This is a genomic window from Streptomyces sp. NRRL B-1140, assembly GCF_001280065.1.
Classification (GTDB): Bacteria; Actinomycetota; Actinomycetes; order Streptomycetales; family Streptomycetaceae; genus Streptomyces.
Window position 1 is genome coordinate 1 of sequence record NZ_LGEA01000009.1, and the last position, 415, is coordinate 415.

Annotated in this window: 1 protein-coding gene; it reads left to right on the forward strand. The window is 66.0% G+C overall.

What is annotated here, in order from left to right; genetic code table 11:
* On the forward strand, nucleotides 1-415 hold a 415-nt coding region (locus ADK65_RS02945; RefSeq protein ID WP_267889704.1), incomplete at both ends, for a lyase family protein.

The window sequence follows — 415 nt, forward strand, 5'->3', positions numbered from 1 at the left end:
CGTCGATCACGGGGCTGCCTTTGGTGACGGCGGCGAATCTGGTGGAGGCGACTCAGGACTGTGGGGCGTTCGTGCAGATGTCCGGGGTGCTCAAGCGGATCGCGGTGAAGCTGTCCAAGAGCTGCAACGATCTGCGGCTGCTGTCCTCGGGGCCGCGGGCGGGGCTGGGGGAGATCAATCTGCCTCCGGTGCAGGCGGGTTCGTCGATCATGCCCGGTAAGGTCAATCCGGTGATTCCCGAGGTCGTCAACCAGGTGGCCTTCGAGGTGATCGGCAACGACGTCACCATCACGATGGCTGCCGAGGCCGGGCAGCTCCAGCTCAACGCCTTCGAGCCGATCATCCTGCACTCGCTGTCGGAGTCGATCACGCATCTGCGGGCGGCGTGCCTGACCCTGGCCGAGCGGTGCGTGTC